Source organism: Thermus thermophilus (assembly GCF_019974155.1).
GTDB lineage: Bacteria > Deinococcota > Deinococci > Deinococcales > Thermaceae > Thermus > Thermus thermophilus_C.
This window is the reverse complement of sequence record NZ_AP025158.1, coordinates 814,652-832,009: the sequence shown is the minus strand read 5'-3', so window position 1 is coordinate 832,009 and position 17,358 is coordinate 814,652. Positions and strand designations below refer to the sequence as shown.

The following is a 17,358-nucleotide window of genomic DNA, read 5'->3' as shown; positions in this document are numbered from 1 at the left end:
TGGAGGCGTGAGGGCCCCGGAAGAAAGCCTTCGCGAAGTCCTCGCCCGCTTTCCCCAGGTCCAGGCCGCCTTCCTCTTCGGCTCCCGCGCCGAGGGAAGGGCGCGGGCAGACAGCGACTGGGACCTCGCCCTCCTCCTCTCCCCGGAGGAGCCCGACCCCACCCTCGAGGTCCTGGGGGCCCTGGTGGAAGCGGGGCTGGAACGGGTGGACCTGGTCCTCCTCCACCGGGCCCCGCCCCTTCTCGCCTTCCTCGCCGTGATGGGGAAGCCCGTCTTTCTCCGCGAAGGTTTTGACCTCGGAAGCTACGTCTCCCGCGTGGCCCGGGAATGGTGGGACACCGAGCCCCTCCTCCGGGTCCAGCGGGAGGCCATAAAACGGAGGTGGCTTGACCCGTCCTGAGATCCTTAGGCGCAGGCTTTCCCACCTGGAGGCCTACCTCCGCATCCTCCGGGACCTCTCCCGTTACACCCTGGAGGAGTTTCTGGAAAATCCCGAGCGTTACGGGGCCGCAGAGCGCTTTCTCCAGCTCGCCATAGAGGCCCTGACCGACATGGCCGCCCACGTGGCCGCCGACGAAGGTCTAGGCCCCTTTGAGAGAGCCCGCGACCTCGTGGACCTCTTCCTGGCCCAGGGGTACGTGGACGAGGCCCTAGCAGAAAGGTGGCGGCGGATGATCGGCTTCCGTAACCTCTTGGTGCACGAGTACCTGGACATAGACCGCCGCATCGTCCACCGGGTGCTCCGGGAAAACCTTCAGGACCTCGAGGCCCTGGGCCGGGTCTTCGCCCGGTTCCTCTAGGCCCCGGGGACGTGCATCAGCGCCCGGGGATACGGCTCCAGGAGGGCTTGGGCCTCCACGTAGGGCTCGGCGAAGCGCCGGGCCCAGGAGGCGAGGAGGGCCAGGGGAGCCTCGAGGGGCAGGCGCTCCTCGCGGAAATCCGCAAGGAGGTCCAGGAAGTGGGCCTTCTCCTTTGGGGTGAGGGCCTTCTTGAAGTAGCCGAGGGCGTGGAGGAGGGCGTCGGCCATGGCCCCGAGGCGCCAAAGCCTCTCCGTGGCCCGCAAGAACCCCTCCTCGTAGGCCCCACGGACCTCGGGAAAGGGCCTCCCCTGGGCCCCGGCGAGGAGGCGGCCCAAGGCCCTCGCCTCCTTCTGGCTGTAGGCCAGGAGGAGGAGCTTGTAGCGGGCGTGGAAGGCCATGAGGCCGGGGAGGTCCTCCACCCGCCGAAGCCGGGCCAAGGCGAAGATGCGGGTGAAGAAGTGGGCCCGGATGCGGGGGTTGGTGAGCCTCCCCTCGTCCTCCTTGGGAAGGAGGGGGAAGGCCTCCTCCACCGCCTTGGCGAAAAGCCCGGGGCCTTTCCCCACCACCCCGCCCCCTTCGGCGTGGGCGTAGCGCTTGGCGTCCTTCAGGGCGCAGGAGGGGGAGCGGTTCTTGAGGAGGAAGCCCTCCACCTCCCCAAGGCCCTGGAGGAAGCCCAGGCTGAAGGCCCGCATCCTCTCCGTGAGGTCCTCCCCCGTCTTGGGCTGGACCATCCTCGGACCCTCCTCCCCCCGCACCAGGCGCACCACGGGCCTCGGCACCCCGAGGCCGATCTCCACCTCCGGGCAGACGGGGAGGAAGTCCACGTGCGCCTTCAGGGCCGCCACCACCTTGTCGGGGATGAGCTCCCCCGAGTAGCGCACCGCGGCGAAGCCCAGGCAAGCGCTCACCACGACGCGGGGCCTGGGCCACGCCCCTGGGCTCATCGGTACCCCCCGGAGGGCCGCCCCGCCATGCCCCTGAGGGCGGCGGCGAAGGCGAGGCCCACGAGAAGCGCCGCGCCCCAGGTGGCCAGGGTCACGAAGCCGCTGCTAGGGAAGCGCACGCCGATGCCCACGAGGGCCCAAAGGAGGATGGCCACAAACACCCCGTCCCGTTCGCGAAGGGCCAGGGCCCACGCCAGGACGAGGGCGACGCCCATCCACGCCTCCTGGGAAAGCCCCCAGCCGGACCATCCCGCGTAGTCCAGAACCGCGGTGACGTTCGCGACGGCGGCCAAGGAGATCCAGCCCAGGTAGAGGCTGAAGGGCGCGTCCACAAGCCAACGCTCCCAGGGACTCGAGGGCCCCAGCCCACGCCGCAGGTGGAGGTAGATGGCAAGAAGCGAGGCCAGAAGCGCGCCCATGGCCAAAAGGGTGAGGGGAAACCGCTCGTAATGCCAGAGGAAGACCCAGGCCGCATTGGCCAGGTTGGAGACGAGGAACCAGGGGCGCACCCCGGCCAGCCTGGGATCGTCCCTCACCGCGGGGCGGAGCTGGTGGACGGAGAACGCCAGAATCCCCACGTAAATCAGGCCCCACGCCGCAAAGACGTACCCCGCCGGGACGAAGTAGACCCCAAACCGGTCGGAGATCTCCCCGGTATTAAGGCCGTTCAGGGGAAGGGCGTTGGCGGCGGCGTTGACCGCGATGGTCGCCAGGGCGCTGAGCAACGCGAGCCACGGGAGGAGCGCCTTCGGAGCCGCTTTCACCCTTTGCATTCTATGTTTCACGAAGAACGGGTTTGTACTCTAGGGCAAAGTCCCCACCCCAGGACGCCCCACGCCTGGGCTTTGGCCGTCACGGCAGCGCCGCCCTAAGGGCCTTCGCGGTCTCCTCGGGCAGGGCGTCCACCACGAAGGTCCCCGCCCCGAGCTCCGTCCCCGCCAGGAACTTGAGCTTGTCCCGGGTGCGCCTTGGGGGGTAGAACTCCACGTGGAAGTGGAAGGTGCGCTCCTCCCCCAAGGGCGCGGCGTGGAAGACCATGACGTAAGGGAAAGGCTCCCCATAGAGGGCGTCGTACCGGGCCACCACCCGGCCCAAAATCCTGGCGAAGGCCGCCATCTCCCCCTCGGAGAAGGTCCAGGGGCCGGGGTGCCTCTCCACGGGGGCCACCCAGACCTCAAAGGGGTAGCGGGCGAAGGGGGGGACGAAGGCGAGGAAGCCCTCCTCCTCGTCCACCACGTAGGGCCCAAGCTTGGGGAAAAGCTCAAGGAGCACGGGCCTTTCCCGGAAGGCCTGGCCCTCCCGCTCCAGGACGGGGGGCACGAAGGGGTAGGCGTAGATCTGGCCGTGGGGGTGGTGGAGGGTCACCCCCACCGCCTCCCCCCGGTTCTCAAAGGGCATGACGAAGCGCACCCCGGGAAGGGCGTAGAGGGCCTGGTACCGGTCCCGCCAGGCCCAGGCGAGGAGGAGCCGCTCTTCCTCCCCAAGGGTGGCGAGGCTTCCCACGTGGGCCGGGGTGTAGACCACCACCTCGCACCGCCCCATAGCCTCCCCCACAGGCACGGGAAGCCCCTCGGGAGGGGGAGGGGCTTCCCCCACGAAGGAGGGGAAGCGGTTCTCAAAGACGGCCACCTGGAAGGAGGGGAAGGGGATCTCCGTGGGAAAGCCCCCTTCCCGGCTCGGGCACAAGGGGCAGTGCTCCTTGGGAGGGAGGAAGGTGCGCTCCTGGCGGTGGGCGGCGTAGACCACCCACTCCCCCCTCAAGGGGTGGTAGCGGAGGTGGGGGGCGGGGCGGAAGGGCTCGGCGTGTTCGGGGAGGGGGGGGTCCTCGAGGGGGTTCAGGCTGTAGAGGAGGAGTTCCCTCCCGTCGGCCTTCCTGTGGAGGCGCTTATAGAAGGGCGGCATAGTCCACCTCCTCCTCCCCTACCCTAAAGCGGTAGGGACCGAGGCGCCGCGCCGGGACCTCCCGGGCGAGGAAGGCCTGAAGGCGCGCCCTCTCCTCCGCAAGAAGCCACGAGGGCGGATCGGAAGTGGCCTTGAAGCCGGTGAAGTGGGCCAAGGCCTCCTGAAGCCGCATCTCCTCGGGGGAAAGCAGGTTAAAGCGGGTGCGGAAAAAGACCACATCGGGGTCCACATGGACGTTCTCCATGAGCCAGAGGCGGTGGAGGGTGGAGCGGAGGGCGTTCTTGAGGCCCGGCCCCGTGGGGTCGGAAAGCCATATGGAGCGGTCCTCGTTGTCCCAGTAGGGGGCCACGTCCGGGCCTACCCGGAGGCCATCGGCGAGGCCCAGGGAGGCGAGGACGGGGGCCCCGCAGAAGAGGAGGTAGGCCTCTTTCGCCGCCTCCCGCAGGCGGGCCATGGCCCTCCGGTAGCGGGCCTCCCCCTCGGCCCCCGGGAGGGCAGCGGCGTAGAGGAAGTCCAGCTTCAGGTAGTCATACCCCCAGGCGAGGGCCTTGCGCACGAGGCCCGCGGCCCACTCCACCACCTCCTCGTTCCCAGGGTCCAGGGCGTAGAGGGGCTTCCCCCAGTTGAAGCCCGCCCGCACGGGCCTCCCCTCCTCGTCCCGAAGAACCCAGTCGGGCCGCCTTTGGAAGAGGAGGCTATCCGCCGTGACCAGAAAGGGGGCGAGCCAAAGCCCAGCCCTCAAGCCCCTTTCCCGGACCCGCTGGGCCAGGTAGGCCATGCCCCGGGGAAAGCGCTCGTTGGGCTCCCAGTCCCCCAGGGCCCGCTGCCAGCCGTCGTCCACCTGGAAGACCTCAAAAGGAAAGGCCGCCACCTCGTCCAGAACCCGAAGAAGGAGGTCCTCGCTAATCCCCGTGTAGAAGCTGTACCAGGAGCACCACACCCTGGGGGGCCTCCCGGAAAGGCGCCTGGGGAGAAGCCGGGCGTAGGCGGAAAAGACCTCCTCTTCCTCGCCGTAGGCCAGGAACCAGGCCCCGCCTTCCCCGGCGTAGCGGCCAAGGAGGAGGTCCCCCCGGCCCAGGACCCGCGCCCCAAGGTCCAGGGCGCCGAGGAGGAGCACCCTCCCATCGGGCCCCCTAAGGGCCCCCAGGCCGCTTCCCCACCACGCCCCGGCCTCCAGGAGGAAGGGGTCATCCGCCTGGGGGCGGCGCGCCTCGGGGAGAAGGGGCGTGGGGGCCTGAGCGGGGTCCACCCAGGCGGCGAGGCTCCAGCTCTGCCAGCCGTGGCGGAAGAACCCCTTGGCGGGGAAAGGGGGAAAGACCCGCACCTCCCTGCCCCAAAGGCGCACTCCCCCCGGGGCCTCTTCTAGGCCGTCCGCCGAGAGGAAAACCTCCACTCCTCCTAGGCTCAGCCTCATCTTTCCTCCCTGCCGCCCAGGGTACCCCACCCCGCCCGGCCTCGAGGCCCCACGTGGGCACCTCTCCCCTATCCGGAGGCGAAGCCTCCCCCAGGCCAAGCCGTTCCTATGCCCAAGCTACCAAGGCCCTCAAGGCAGGCGCTGCGCCAGAACCCAAGGGAGGGCGGCCGGGGCGGCGAGGCCGAGAAGAGCGAGGAGGAAGGTGGGGGCCAGGGCGGCCTCACGCCCCGCCCTCGGGCAGGTACAACACCCGCACGCCCAGGGCCTCAGGCGGATAGTCCTCCCCGAGGAGGAAGCGGCGGGCGTAAAGCCCGGCGAGCTCCCGGTAGCGGGGCCCGGCGGTGGCGCTCGCCTCGAGGAGGCCCGCCACCGCCGCGGCGTCCGCCAGGCGCCTCAGGGCCGTCTTGGCCGAGAACTGGGCGGCCTCGGGCTCGAGGGCGGCGAGGCGGTCCAGGGTCTTGCGGGCGGCCGCCAAGACCCCCTCGGCCTCCTCGCCCCGCCCCTCCAGACGCGCCTCCAGCCAGGCGAGGAAGGGCCTATGGGCCCCCTTCTTCTGCATGGCCTCCAGGAGGTCCAGGGCCTGGATGTTGCTCGGCCCCTCCCAGATGGGAGTGATCAGGGACTCCCTGTGCCAGCGGGCCACGGCGTACTCCTCCAGGAAGCCCAGCCCTCCGAAGAGCTCCATGGCCAGGCGGGTGATCTCGGCGCTGTGCTCGGCGGTGCGGTTCTTCGCCAGGTGGGAAAGGAAGCGGGCCAGGTGGTAAGCCTCGCCATAAGGGGGCCTCTCGTGCCAGGCCCGGTCAAAGGCCTCCACCGCCGCCAGGGCCAAAGCCAGCCCCCCTGCCTGGCGCACGGCGAGGTCCAGGAGGTCGTAGCGCACCAGGGGATGGTCCGCGAGGAACCTCCCGAAGCTCTGCCGCCGCCGCACCCGCTCCCGCGTCTCCAAGAGGGCCTTGGCGGCAATCCCCATGGCGGCGATGGCGTTGGCCAGGCGGGCGACGGTGAGGGTCTCCAGGGTGTAGTAGATCCCCTCCTCCGCCCGGCCGATGAGATAGGCCTCGCTCCCCTCCAGCTCCACCTCCCCCGAGGGCACGGCTCGGGTGCCGCTTTTCCGCTTGAGGCGGCGCACCCGGTAGTTCAGGCGCCCCTCGCGGTCCAGCCTGGGCAGGAGGAAGAGGGCCAGTCCCTTGGGGCCAGGGGGCGCCCCCTCGGGCCGCGCCGTCACCAAGGCCACATCGGCAAGACCCGCCCCCGAGGCGAAGTACTTGTCCCCCCCGTAAAGGCGCCAGACCTCCCCTTCCCTGCGGGCCACGGTGCGGTTCGCCCCGAGGTCGCTTCCCCCCTGGATCTCCGTCATCCAGGTGGCCCCAAAGGCCTCCCCGTAGAGGACCTGCTCCTTCCAAGAGGCGAGCCCGGGGGCGTACTTGTGGATGGGGTAGGCCACCTGGTGGGTAATGGTGAGGATGCAGTAGAGCCCGCCGTCGGCCAGGAGGTAGCCCAGGGCGAAGTGGTGGTGCCAGCTCCCTCCCTCGTAGGGCGGGCGGACGATCGGGCGCAGGCGCTTGAGCACTTCCCGCTGCACGGGCGACAGGCGCACCCGGTCCACCCGCTTCCCGTCCAGGTCGTGCATGACGAGCTCGGGACCCGCGTCCTGGTCAATGTGGTAGGCGGCCTCGTAGACCTCCCGCCCCATGTAGGCGCCCCAGGCGAGGAGCTCCGCCTCCTTCTCCCGCGCCCCGGGCCAGAAGTGGCGGAGGAGGTCCCTAAGCTCCGGGTCCGCCTCGTAGTGGTTCTTGCCGTAGGCGTACGAGATCCACTCCATTAGCCCCCCCGTTGAAAGGCATTATACCCGGTTCAAAAACGCAGAAAAAGGCTCCCACAGGGCGTCCCAAGCCATGGGGCCGGAACGCTGAGCCCACCTTAAGGGCCTCGAGGCCCCCAAAACGTTCTGGGGAACCCTCCTCCTCGCCCCGTCCCGCATTCGGTAAAGGAACCACCTCCCCAAGTCTTCCGATACCCCGAGGAACCCCCAGGCAGGCCAGAAGCCTCCGCGCTTCCCCCCAACAATACCGGGCCATGGCGGAGAGGCTTTTCCCCGCTCCTAGACTCCCCCACCCGGACCTCGCCCTCCCCCAAGGAAAGGCTCCCCTTCTGGTCCTCGGGGAGGAAGAGGAGGGGAAGAGGGGCCTGGACAAAGCTTCCCCAGGTCATGCGGCCCAACGTCTTGAAGGCCTCCTCCACCCTCCGGGCCTCAGGGCTACCCATAACGTTATGGGTAGCTTTCCCCCTCCTCTCGTTCTGCATCCGGTGGGGGAGGGCCACCGCTTCCTCGGCGGACCTCCCCAAGTCTTCCGATAGGAGGGCAAGGACCCCTATGGTCTCCTCGCAGAGGATTTGGATTCCTCCACACCCCGGTAGCGGGCGGCGGGCTCAGAGGCTGTCGTAAAAGCCCGCCATCAAACCTCATAAGAAATCCCCCTGATCCATTCCCTCAGCATCCTCCCGGCCACCAGTGAAAGAGGGTATGGCTCCGAATCAGGCCCGGCTGGGTCTGCAGGTAGGCGCACCGGGCCTCCACCCTCGCCCAAAGCTCCTCCTCCGTCTCCACCCGCCCGTTGGCCACCACCGCGTCCACCAGAGGCCACACCCGCTCCACGGGTTGGAGCTCGGGAGAGTAGGGCGGCAGGAAGACCAAACCCACCCCCTCCGGCACCTCCACCCGCCCCGACACGTGCCACCCCGCCCGGTCCAAGACCAAAAGCAAAAGCTTCCCCTCCCCAGCCCCACGCAACCGGGCAAAGCGCCTTAGCACCTCCGAGAAGACCACAGCGTTCACCGTGGGCAAAAGCCAAAACTCGCTCTCCCCTGTACCCGGACGCACGAAGCCGTACACGTAAAGCCACCGGTACCGCGGCCGCACCCAGGCCAGGGGCGTCTTCCCCCGGGGCGCCCACACCCGCCGGTACACGGGCTTCAGGCCCAACCTGTGTTCGTCAAAAGCCCAAAGCTCCAGGACAAGCCAGGGGAAGAGGCACTTCAGGAGGACAACGGTGAAGAAGAGTTTTTTTTGAAGGCCTCCCCCTCTTCCACGTCCCTCTCCCGGTGCCGGGGACGGGGGCGGAGGGGGGCGAAGCCCAGGCGCTTCATCCAGGTCCAGGCCCGCCTGGGGTCCACGGGACGGCCCAGCCTCTCCGAGAGCCACAGGGCGGCGTTCCTTATCGTCCATATCCCGTCCTGGGGATGGGGCTGGAGGAGGGCCTGGCGGAAGGCTTCCTGAAGCTCCGGGGAGAGCAAGGGGGGCTGGCCTGGGTTTTGGTGCCGGAGGTCGGCCATGGGCTGGCCTTCGTTGTAGCGGTGGAGGGTGTTGCGGACCCAGCGGGTGGAGTAGCCCAGGGTCTGGGCCACCTGGGGGATGGAGTGGCCTGTGGCGAGGAGCCAGATGGCGTGCCAGCGGGCGCGTTCCACGGGGTCTTCGCTTTCCCGGTAGAGGGCGTGCAGGTTGTCCGGGTGATGCCGCAGCTTGAGTTCCAGCCGGGGGCGGCGTTGGTGTTTGGTCAGCCGCATGACCCCATACTAAGAGAAAAACCCAGGGGGAGTTCTTATCAGAGGCTGTCGTAAAAGAGTGGTATCCTTGAGGGGTGATAAGAAATTCTCCTGATCCTGTTCCCCAGTGCTCCCAGGCCACTCGTAGAAGAGGACACGGCCAGCGCGACGTTCTCGTGATAAGGGAAAAGCCTACGGGGAGTTCTTATGAGGCCATTTTACCCGGCAAAAGCCGGGGCGCCCCCGAACCGAGGGGGCGCCCGGAAGGGGAGGGCTTAGTCAAACTTGTTCTGCTGCAGGAAGCTCGCCGTCTGCTGCACGAAGGGGATGGCCCCGGCCACCTTGCGGAGGTTGGCCCGAGTGCCCTTGTACCAGGGGATGGTGGTCTTGGGGTCGGTGTAGCCGGAGACCAGGGAGTTGGAGGTGCCCCGCCAGTGGTACATCACCAGGAAGAGGGTGCCCGGCTTCACCGCGTCCGTGACGTAGACGACGAAGGTACCGTTCCCCTCCTCGTTGTAGACCTCCACCAGGTCCCCGGACTGGAGGCCGAGGCGCTTGGCGTCCTCGGGGTTCACCTCCACGTAGGGGAGGGGGAGGGCCAGGGCCTTCTCGGGGAGGCGGCGGTCGTGGTAGGCGGTCTGCCAGATGGTCTGGGCCCGGCCGGTGGTGACCCAGAAGGGGTACTTCTCCGCCATCCCGGGCTCCAGGTACTTGGCCACCTCCGCGGGGTAGCCCTCCCAGTCGTCGGTGCCGTACCACTTGAACTTGCCGTCAGGGGTGCCGAACTTGTAGGTGTAGCGCCGGACCGTGCCCACGAGCTTCCCCGTCTTGGGGTCGCGGCGCACGGGGGTCTGGATGCCCTTCTGGCCCAGCTCCTTCAGGAGCTTGTAGGTGACCCCCTTGTAGTTCTCGGCCTCGAGGAGCGCCTCGTCCTCCTCGGAGACGGTGTTGTCCCGGAACTCCTCGGCCCCGGCGAGGAAGACGTCCTCGTCCGTCTTCCAGTCCTTGCCGAACTCAAACTTCTTCGCCTCCTCAAACTTGCCCTCGGCCCGGTAAAGCTCGGCGATGCGCAGGCCCACCCACTTGAAGATCTCCCAGTCGGGCTTGGCCTCCCCGGGCGGGTCCATGAACTTCTCGTAGAGGCGGAGGAGGCGGCTGTTGCAGTTGATGGAGGTCTCGTTGGCCTCGCCCCAGCCGGCGGCGGGGAGGATGAGGTGGGCGTCCCGGGCGGTCTCGGTCATGTAGATGTCCTGGACCACCATGAAGAGGGCGTCGGGGTCCTGGTAGAGGATGTCCAGGATCTTCTGGGCCCGCTCCCGGATGGTCCCGGGCTCGCCCCCGGCGCCGAGGGCCCTGGTGAGCTTCTCCGTGCGCTCGTGGATGCGCTTGCGGAAGACCTGGTTGTTGGGGGTGGAGAGGTAGGGGTCGTTGGCGATGACCCAGTAGAACTTGCCCTTGCCCTCAATGAGGAACTTGTCCACGTTGACGGGGGGCCCGCCCCGGTAGATGGAGCCCGGGGTGGGGGCGGGGGGACGGACGTACCCCTCCTGGTGCCCGCCCTGGCGGCCGCAGCCCGTGCCGGGCCGGCCGATGTTGTGGGTGAGGACGGCGAGCTGGACGATGGCCGCCACCTGGTCGTAGTTCTTCATGTTCCAGATGATGCCCTTCTCGTAGATGGTGAGGGTGCGGCGCTTGAACCGGCCCGCTTTGGGCTTGGCGATCCAGTCGGCGGCCTTCTCAATCTCCGCCCGGGAAACCCCGGTGATGCGCTCCGCCTGGGCCATGAACTCATCGTAGGGCACGGAGAGCTTGAGGCTTTTCGCCTTGTACTCCTCAAAGAGGGCCATGTCCGTGCGGGCCTGGAGGTAGGCCATGTCGTAGTAGCCCTTCTCCCAGACCGCCCGGGCGATGGCGTTGGCCAGGATGTAGTCCGTGCCCAGGTTGGGCCGGAGGAGCATCACCCGGTCCGGGGCCACCTGGGCGGCCACGGTGTAGGAGCTGGTCTTCCTGGGGTCAATGACGATGAGGTAGCCGGGCTCGGCGGGCTCGCCCCGTTCAAAGACCTGCTGCTTCTCCGCCACCGTGGCCCCCTGGATGTTGGGGAGCATGTGCTCCACGTAGAACACCGTGGCCGTCTCGTAGGAGTTCGCCCCCCAGAGGACGATGGTGTCGGCGAGCCGGGCGTCCTCGTAGGTGTAGTTCAGCTCGTGGACGCCCCTCTCCCGGCTTCCCCAGACCTCGGAGTTGTAGGCGGGGCGGTTGTGGATGGCGATGTGCTTCACGGAGAGGGCGGCGAAGAAGAGCTTCCCGGCGGCGTAGTTGTCCTCAAAGCCCTGGCCCGAGCCTCCGTGGTCGTAGCACTTCACGGCGATGTTGTCGTCGTTGCCGTCCCGGTCCCGGATGCCCTTGATGAGGAGGCCCATGAGGGTCAGGGCATCCTGCCAGCTGATGGCCTGGAACTGGTCGCCCACCCTGAGGAGGGGGTAGGTGAGCCGGTCCTGGGTGCCCCGGTCCAGGCTCCAGACGGTGAGGGCGTTGGTGCCGCCGCGGATGGAGTAGTCGCCCCGGTTGATGGGGCTGTCCTTGGCAGGGACGATGACCACGTGGTACTGCCGGCCGTCCCTGCCCACGGTGACGGCGTGCATGGTCTCCGTGTAGCTCTGGCCGGCCAGGGGGGGCTGGGGCGTGGAGAGGTCCAGGCCAAAGGCGTTCTGCTCGGGTTTCACGCCCCCCTCTTCACCCACGGGCCACACGTAGACCTTGTAGCCGCACCCCACGTTGCAGTACTGGCAGACCTGGTTGTAGACCTTCGCGTTCTTAGGCGGAATGGGAAGCTTGTCCCTACGGGGAATGAGCGCCATACCCTACCTCCTCACACGTTCTTCACGCGGCCCCAGATGAGGCCCGCCACGGCCACGGCGTAGATGTCGCCCTTGCCGTCCACGCGAAGGGGAATCTGGGGGAGCCAGGAGCTGGCCAGGCCCTGGTAGGGCTGGCCCGCCTTGGCGGGGTCAAACATGGAGTAGTGGCAGCGGCAGAGGAAGCGGCCTCCCTCGTACTGGACGGGGCAGCCCATGTGGGTGCAGAGGGCGGAGAAGGCCACGATGTCCCGCTCCCGCCCCACCCCGCCGATGGCGGGCCGGCCGAGCTTGACCAGGATGGCGGGGGAGGAGGCGTCGGGGTAGTTGAAGGTGATGGGCTGGCCCGTCTTGACCTGGGAAAGGTTGGCCACCTTCACCGCGGGGTAGGTGAGGCTCGGGGCGTACCAGAGCTGGGCCTTGCCGCCTGCGGCGAAAAGGGCCGTGGCCGCGGCGGTGAGCTGAACAAAACGCCTCCGGCTCAGGGTTTGCGCCATACCTTTGTCCCTCCTTTGACGGTTTGAACGTTATCATAGCAGATCGGCGTTTGTCAACAGAAACAAAACGTCTCCAAATATACCTCACCAGGGTATACAAAGAAAAACCCTCTTCCCTAGCGGGATGCGGTGCGGGTAGGAGAAGGAGCCATAAGGAGATTTTGAAGTCTACCTGGGGTGGTTCTCAAGAGGTCCGCATGGCATAATGGGGCCATGCGCGGGAAAGACGTGACTCAAGGCCGCCTCGAGGCCCTGGCCCATCCCGCCAGGGTGGCCATGGTCCGCCTTCTGGCGGAACTCCCCGACGAGCACACCGCCCGCGATCCCCGCTGCGGCACGGCCTACGGGGTCTGCTTCTGCCACCTGCAGGAGAAAACAGGCCTCTCCGCCCCCACGGTAAGCCACCACCTGCGGATCCTTCGGGAGGCGGGCCTGGTGGAGGGGGTGCGGGTGGGCCGGTGGACCTACTACCGCCTCCGCCCAGGGGCCCTGGAAGCCCTGGCTCACGAACTCCTGCGCCTGGCCCAGCAGGCGAGGAAAGCTCTGGAAGCCGAAAGGGCGGTCTAGACTCCACCAAGCGGAAGGCTTTTCCCTTACCATGAGGGCGTGGCGGAAATCCGGGTGGGCACCGCCAGCTGGACCGACCCTACCCTCCTCGCCTCCGGCTGGTACCCCCCTGGGGTGAGGAACCACCCGGAAAAGAAAAGAGGCCAGGACCGCTTCATCCCTCACTTCCTTAGGAAAGCCTGGTCCCCGGCCCCGTCAAGCCCCGGGGGGCTTGCCTTGCAAAGGTCGGGACGACGGGTGTATACTCCCGCCCCGATGGGCAAGCGAGGCTTCGTTCGCCGGGAGGCAAGCCCCAAGGAGGTCCTGGAACACTGCCTGCGCCTGGCCCGGGAGGCGGCCCTCCCACCCCCAAAGGCAAGCGGGGCCGCCCCTGGCGCTACGACCACGCCCTTTACCTGGCCCTCCTTCTCTTCCGCGCCTTCTTCCACCTCACCTACCGCAAGACGGAAGCCCTCCTCCAGGACCTCATGGAAGGCCCCTTCCCTTCCCACCAGTCCCTGGCCCGCTACGCCGTGCACCACCTGGACCCCAAGCTCCTTGAGGCCCTCCTGGAGAGGCTTGCCCGGGAACTGGAGGCCCACCTGGCCTCCTTGTCTTCCCCTGAAGGGGATGGCCCTCCAGAGGGTGGAAGCGAGGAGGGGCAGGGGCCGGGAGGCCCCCAGGCCTCTTCCCCAGAAGCCCCTCCCGGGGCGCTTTCCCCCCCTCTACCTCCTGGACACCACGGGGCTGGCCTACCGGAGCAAGGGAAGTGATATCCTTTTCTTGTTGTATTCTTCGTCCATGACCGTGGCCGACCACCTGACCCTGAACGAGCTGTGGCGGAGGGTCAAGAAGGCCAAGGACCCGATAGAGAAGCATCGCTTCCTGGCCGTCTACCACGCCAAGCGGGGACTCAGAGGCTGTCGTAAAAGCCCGCCATCAAACCTCATGCGGCCCTAGCCAGCCGCTTCACCAACAAGCGTAGCATGCCCAGATACACCCAGGCCTCGCTCACCCCAGGGTTGGCTTCATAGTCCTTGGCGAGCCGCCGATTCCGCCCCAGCCAGGCAAAGGTCCGCTCCACCACCCACCGCTTGGGCAAGGGCTTGAACCCCCTCTCCCGCGGAAGCTCCGGCGCCTTCTCCCCCTCCCGCACCCAGACCCCTCGCACCCCCGCGTAGGGACGGGCCACCACCTCAAGCTCCAGCCCCAGGGAAGAAGCGAGCCCCTTGAGGCCCCGGTACCCCCAGTCCACAAACAGCTTCCGCACCCTTGGCCAAAGGGAGAGGTCCATCCCCAGGAGCAAGGCCTCCCCACCCCGCTTGTCGTGCTCGTTGGCCGGGTGCACGAAGGCCTTCAGCAAGCGGCCCCCCGTGTCCGTCAGGATCTGGCGCTTTCTCCCCTTGACCTTTTTGGCCCCGTCGTTCCCTCGGGGCCCCCTTTTTCCGTGGTCTTCACGGACTGGCTATCCATCACCAGAGCGCTGGGCGAAGCTTGCCTCCCTTCTCGCTCCCGGTCCTGGCGGGCCAGGGCCTGGACGGCCTTCTCCCAAATGCCTTCCTTCTGCCACTTGCGGAAGTAGTGGTAGACGGTGGACCAGTGGGGCAGATCATGGGGCATGGCCCGCCACTTGATGCCGTTTTCCAGGACGTAAAGGATGGCGTTAACAATCTCCCTCCTCGGCACCTTGGCGGGGCGGCCGCCGGGCTTGGGGGCGGGGATGAGGGGCTCCAGGAGGGCCCACTCCGCATCGCTGAGGTCGCTGGGGTAAGATCGTCTAGAGCTCACCCCTCAAGGATACCACTCTTTTACGACAGCCTCTGATAAGAAATCCTCCTGATCCTGTTCCCCAGCGCTCCCAGGCCACCCGTCGGTCAGCGGATCTGGGCCCGGTAGCACACCTCCCCCGCCTCCCCCGGGCCCACGTTGCCCACCTCCACCCGCACCACCCCGCCCGAGATCTCCCCGGCGTCGTCCGCTGGGGAGGCGGTGAGGTAGAGGGTGGCGCTTCCGTGGCTCCAGCGGATGGCCTTCCCCCCGTAGTCGGGCACGGAGGGGAGGGGGTCCGTGAAGAAGGGAATGGGGTCGGTGAGGAGGAACTGGCTCACGGGGGCCGTGCCCAGGTTGCGGTAGGCCACGCAGTACTCCAGCACCTCCCCCGGCCTCCCCTCCCCCACGGTGCCGAAGCCCGTGCCCTGGGTGACGTTCCGCACCTTTTTCTCCAGGCGGACCTCGCCCCCTGAGACCGTGGTGGTGTCGGCAAGGCTCCGCAGGTCCACCACCCCGGGGTTGTTGGCCCAGGCGAGGGCCCCTTGGAGGAGGGCCACGTCCACGGCCCCCGCAGGCACCCCCGGGGGCACCAGGACCCGGGCTTCCAGGGCGCAGGCCTTCAGGCTCCCGTCGGCTTCCCGGGGCCAGGAGGGGCCCACGGGGAGGGTCTGGGGCAGGGAAGCGAAGCCCTCCCCGGGGTCGTCAAAGTCTCCGTCGCAGTTCCCGTCCACCCGAACCTGGACCGGCCAGGAGGGGGCGTTAGCTAGGGAGAGGGTGAGGCTTCCCAGGGTGCCCGGGCGGTAGAGGTGGGGGTAGACCACCACCCCGGGGCTTGCCGTCTGGCCTGTTTGCGGCGGATAAAAGCGGCTTTCCCGCACCACGCCGAAGTTGCGGGCCACCTCGGTTCCGGCGATGGCCGCGGCGTCCAGGGTGGGGAAGGCGGGGTTTTGCGCCCCGGCCCAGCTGGGGACCTTATGGGCCGTGCTCCCGTCGTTCCAGCCCGTGGCCGGGCGCAAGGGGTGGGAGAGGGTGAAGGAGCCGAAGTTCCAGGGGACGTAGAGGACGTAACGGCCCTGGCCGTCGGTGGTGGCCGAGCGGGCGGCGCTTCCCTGGGCGGTGACCGCCACGCCGGGGACGCCCCTTTCCCCGCCCGTCTGCCAGGCGTCGTTGGCGGCCCCGCCCCCTTCCCCGTCGTCGTAGAAGACGGTGCCCACGAGCCTCGCCCCGTGGAAGAGGCCGAAGTCCAGGCCCGAGAGGTTCTGGGAGACGTTCAGGCTGAGGCTACCCGAGGGGGGGTTGACGAAGAGCCAGCCCGAAGGGGGGGTGGGGGTGGTGTCCGAGAGGTTATTGTTGTCGTCCAGGAAGAGGGTGTAGCTCCCCGGGGCCACGCCCGTGAAGCTGAAGACGCCGCTTCCCGGGTCCACCTGGACCTGGGCCACCACGCTTCCCCCTTGGAGGAGCTTCACCCAGACCGTGGCCCCGTCGCTCCAGCTCTCCCCGGGGGACTTGAGGCCGTTGGGCTCGAGGTCGTGGTAGACCTGGCCCGCCAGGGTGAAGCCCACCACCGTGACCGAAGCGCTCACGGTGGCCTCCTTGCTGTAGCTGGTCCCCAGGGTCTGGGCGTTGTAGTTCACCCTGGCGGTGTTGACAAGGGTGCTGCCCGCGGCCTCGGGGAGGACCTGCACCCGGAAGCGCACCTCCGCCCCTTGCCCGGGGGGGATGAGGCCCCCTTGGCTGGCGTTCGCCCCGGTGCCAAGCCGGAAGCGCACGCAAGGCCCTCCCCCGGCCTCGGGGCAGCTTGGGCTGTACTCGGCGATGTCGTCACCGGGGGCGTCCGTGAAGGTGCCGGTGGGCGCCCCCAGGGCGTTTTGCACCACCCGGAGGCTTCCCGGGACGTACTGGGTGCCCGCCGGGATGGGGTCCACCACCACCACGTTGGTGGCCCCGTCCAGGCCGGTGTTGGTGAAGCTCACGGCGTACTCCAGGAGGTCCCCCACCCGTAGGTCCCCGCCGTTGAGGTCGGAGACGGTCTTGGTGAAGGTGGTGACGAGGTCGGGGAGGTAAAGGTCCACGGCGAAGGCCATGACCGCGGGGAAGTACACGTCTTGTGAAGACGTAAACTGGACCGTGGCGGAGGTGGCCCCGTTGGGGATCCTCCCGGTGGCGTCCACCAGGTCCACGTCCACAGCCATCTGGTTCACGAAGTCCGGAGTCTTGTTGGTGAAACGGCTTCCCAGGTCAGAGATGGAACTATTGAAAAAGTTGTTCACCGGGTTCTGCGCGTCGCTCAAGGCGGAGCCGTTGAGGAGGAGCTGGTCCCCGGTGATGCCCCCGTCTCCCTCGTAGGCCACAGCCCCCACCCGGGCGTTCACGGGGCCCACCAAGGGGGTGAGGAAGCCCGAGAGGGTGATGAGCACGTTGTTACCGCTACTAACACTCGCCAGGCCGTCGTAGACCACCAGATTCTTGAAGGTGGCGCTGGGGTCGCGGTAGACCACCACCAGGCTCCAGCCCGCGTAGTAGCCAAGGCCATCGTTGCCTGTCTGCGCCAGGATGCCGCCCACCCAGTAGGTACCGCTCCCTGCAGAAGCCACCAGGCCCGTGACGTCGGCGAAGGCCACGTAGGGGCGGGAGGTGGAGGTCCCCTGAGTGGTTATGGTACCGAGAAGGGAGCCCGTGATGGCCTGGTAGGCCGTGGCCCCCGGGGGCTTGAGGTAGATGGTGTTCCGCCCGGAAGCGCTCTGGCCAGCCCTAGCCCCCCAGTAGAGGCCCGCCCACAGGACCTGGGCGCCGGGAGGAAGGCTGAGCTGGGCGGCGCTGGAGCCCCCTCTTCCCGTGGGCCAGGTGGGGTTGGCGGGGTCGGCGTTCAGGAAGACCATATTGGTGTTGTTGTTCGCGTTTGGATTGTTCATCGTCGTGGTGTTGCAACCGTACGTTCCTGAGCCCTGGGCGCACATCAGGGTGTTGCCCACCATGCGGATCTCGCCCCGCTCGTTGGCCTCAAAGCGCTTCGCGAAGGGCGTGACCACCTGAGCCTGGGCGAGGCCCGGGAGGAGGACCAGGAGGACCAAGATGGCTCTCATC

The 17,358-nt window shown here is 68.1% G+C and carries 15 protein-coding genes and 2 pseudogenes; 5 read left to right on the top strand and 12 right to left on the bottom strand.

Annotation, left to right across the window (positions count from 1 at the left end):
* Positions 1 to 7 precede the first annotated feature (7 nt).
* Together mntA and hepT are read left to right on the top strand one after the other, a co-directional pair.
* Complete coding sequence (mntA, locus tag TthTMY_RS04540) at positions 8 to 400, top strand: type VII toxin-antitoxin system MntA family adenylyltransferase antitoxin (protein ID WP_014511244.1); 393 nt, start codon at positions 8 to 10, stop codon at positions 398 to 400.
* The gene (hepT, locus tag TthTMY_RS04535) at positions 387 to 800 is read left to right on the top strand and encodes a type VII toxin-antitoxin system HepT family RNase toxin (protein ID WP_014630573.1); all 414 of its coding nucleotides are present in this window, start codon (positions 387 to 389) and stop codon (positions 798 to 800) included. Before mntA ends, hepT begins: the two co-directional genes overlap by 14 nt.
* Here the strand turns inward: hepT and TthTMY_RS04530 are convergent.
* The 10 genes and pseudogenes from TthTMY_RS04530 to TthTMY_RS04485 form a co-directional block, all read right to left on the bottom strand.
* Positions 797 to 1,744 carry a YbgA family protein gene (locus TthTMY_RS04530; RefSeq protein ID WP_096410436.1) on the bottom strand — a complete coding sequence of 316 codons (948 nt, stop codon included), beginning with the start codon at positions 1,742 to 1,744 and terminating at the stop codon, positions 797 to 799. The two genes, hepT and TthTMY_RS04530, sit on opposite strands and share 4 nt — an antisense overlap.
* Positions 1,741 to 2,517 (bottom strand): tryptophan-rich sensory protein, encoded by a 777-nt coding sequence (locus TthTMY_RS04525; protein ID WP_096410435.1) that lies wholly within the window; start codon positions 2,515 to 2,517, stop codon positions 1,741 to 1,743. The genes TthTMY_RS04530 and TthTMY_RS04525 overlap by 4 nt, the downstream gene beginning before the upstream one ends.
* Before the next feature lie 79 nt (positions 2,518 to 2,596).
* On the bottom strand, positions 2,597 to 3,646 hold the full coding sequence (galT, locus tag TthTMY_RS04520) for a galactose-1-phosphate uridylyltransferase (RefSeq protein WP_096410434.1): 1,050 nt from the start codon (positions 3,644 to 3,646) through the stop codon (positions 2,597 to 2,599).
* Positions 3,630 to 5,060, bottom strand: a complete 1,431-nt coding sequence (locus tag TthTMY_RS04515; RefSeq protein WP_096410433.1) for a glycoside hydrolase family 36 protein — start codon at positions 5,058 to 5,060, stop codon at positions 3,630 to 3,632. Before TthTMY_RS04515 ends, galT begins: the two co-directional genes overlap by 17 nt.
* A 220-nt stretch (positions 5,061 to 5,280) precedes the next feature.
* A complete protein-coding gene (locus TthTMY_RS04510; protein ID WP_223903468.1) occupies positions 5,281 to 6,882 on the bottom strand; it encodes an acyl-CoA dehydrogenase family protein in 1,602 nt (533 codons plus the stop codon).
* A gap of 308 nt (positions 6,883 to 7,190) precedes the next feature.
* Positions 7,191 to 7,445, bottom strand: a pseudogene (locus TthTMY_RS04505) (chromosome partitioning protein ParB); the annotation flags it as partial.
* A 106-nt stretch (positions 7,446 to 7,551) separates the two neighbouring features.
* On the bottom strand, positions 7,552 to 8,028 hold the full coding sequence (locus TthTMY_RS04500; protein WP_229365135.1) for an IS630 family transposase: 477 nt from the start codon (positions 8,026 to 8,028) through the stop codon (positions 7,552 to 7,554).
* A gap of 68 nt (positions 8,029 to 8,096) precedes the next feature.
* Entirely contained in the window at positions 8,097 to 8,624 is a 528-nt protein-coding gene (locus tag TthTMY_RS04495) for a winged helix-turn-helix domain-containing protein (protein ID WP_223903126.1), read from the bottom strand.
* A 254-nt stretch (positions 8,625 to 8,878) separates the two neighbouring features.
* Entirely contained in the window at positions 8,879 to 11,464 is a 2,586-nt protein-coding gene (locus TthTMY_RS04490; protein ID WP_096410431.1) for an arsenate reductase (azurin) large subunit, read from the bottom strand.
* 11 nt (positions 11,465 to 11,475) lie between these two features.
* On the bottom strand, positions 11,476 to 11,958 hold the full coding sequence (locus TthTMY_RS04485; protein ID WP_096410430.1) for an arsenate reductase (azurin) small subunit: 483 nt from the start codon (positions 11,956 to 11,958) through the stop codon (positions 11,476 to 11,478).
* 213 nt (positions 11,959 to 12,171) lie between these two features.
* Between TthTMY_RS04485 and TthTMY_RS04480 the strand changes: the two genes are divergently transcribed.
* The 3 genes and pseudogenes from TthTMY_RS04480 (at position 12,172) to TthTMY_RS11945 (ending at position 13,464) form a co-directional block, all read left to right on the top strand.
* The gene (locus tag TthTMY_RS04480; protein ID WP_096410429.1) at positions 12,172 to 12,525 is read left to right on the top strand and encodes an ArsR/SmtB family transcription factor; all 354 of its coding nucleotides are present in this window, start codon (positions 12,172 to 12,174) and stop codon (positions 12,523 to 12,525) included.
* A 39-nt stretch (positions 12,526 to 12,564) separates the two neighbouring features.
* Positions 12,565 to 12,663: pseudogene (locus tag TthTMY_RS04475) on the top strand (DUF72 domain-containing protein); the annotation flags it as partial.
* Between the two features lie 471 nt (positions 12,664 to 13,134).
* On the top strand, positions 13,135 to 13,464 hold the full coding sequence (locus tag TthTMY_RS11945) for a hypothetical protein (protein WP_418952567.1): 330 nt from the start codon (positions 13,135 to 13,137) through the stop codon (positions 13,462 to 13,464).
* Here TthTMY_RS11945 and TthTMY_RS04465 read toward each other — a convergent pair.
* Both TthTMY_RS04465 and TthTMY_RS04460 read right to left on the bottom strand, forming a co-directional pair.
* Positions 13,451 to 14,292, bottom strand: a protein-coding gene (locus TthTMY_RS04465; RefSeq protein WP_324615479.1) for an IS5 family transposase whose coding sequence is annotated in 2 segments (ribosomal slippage) — positions 13,451 to 13,929 and positions 13,929 to 14,292 — 843 coding nt in all. Because the reading frame shifts where the segments join, the coding sequence is not laid out codon by codon here. The two genes, TthTMY_RS11945 and TthTMY_RS04465, sit on opposite strands and share 14 nt — an antisense overlap.
* An 86-nt stretch (positions 14,293 to 14,378) precedes the next feature.
* Positions 14,379 to 17,357 (bottom strand): DUF11 domain-containing protein, encoded by a 2,979-nt coding sequence (locus TthTMY_RS04460; protein ID WP_223903467.1) that lies wholly within the window; start codon positions 17,355 to 17,357, stop codon positions 14,379 to 14,381.
* Between the last annotated feature and the right edge of the window lies 1 nt (position 17,358).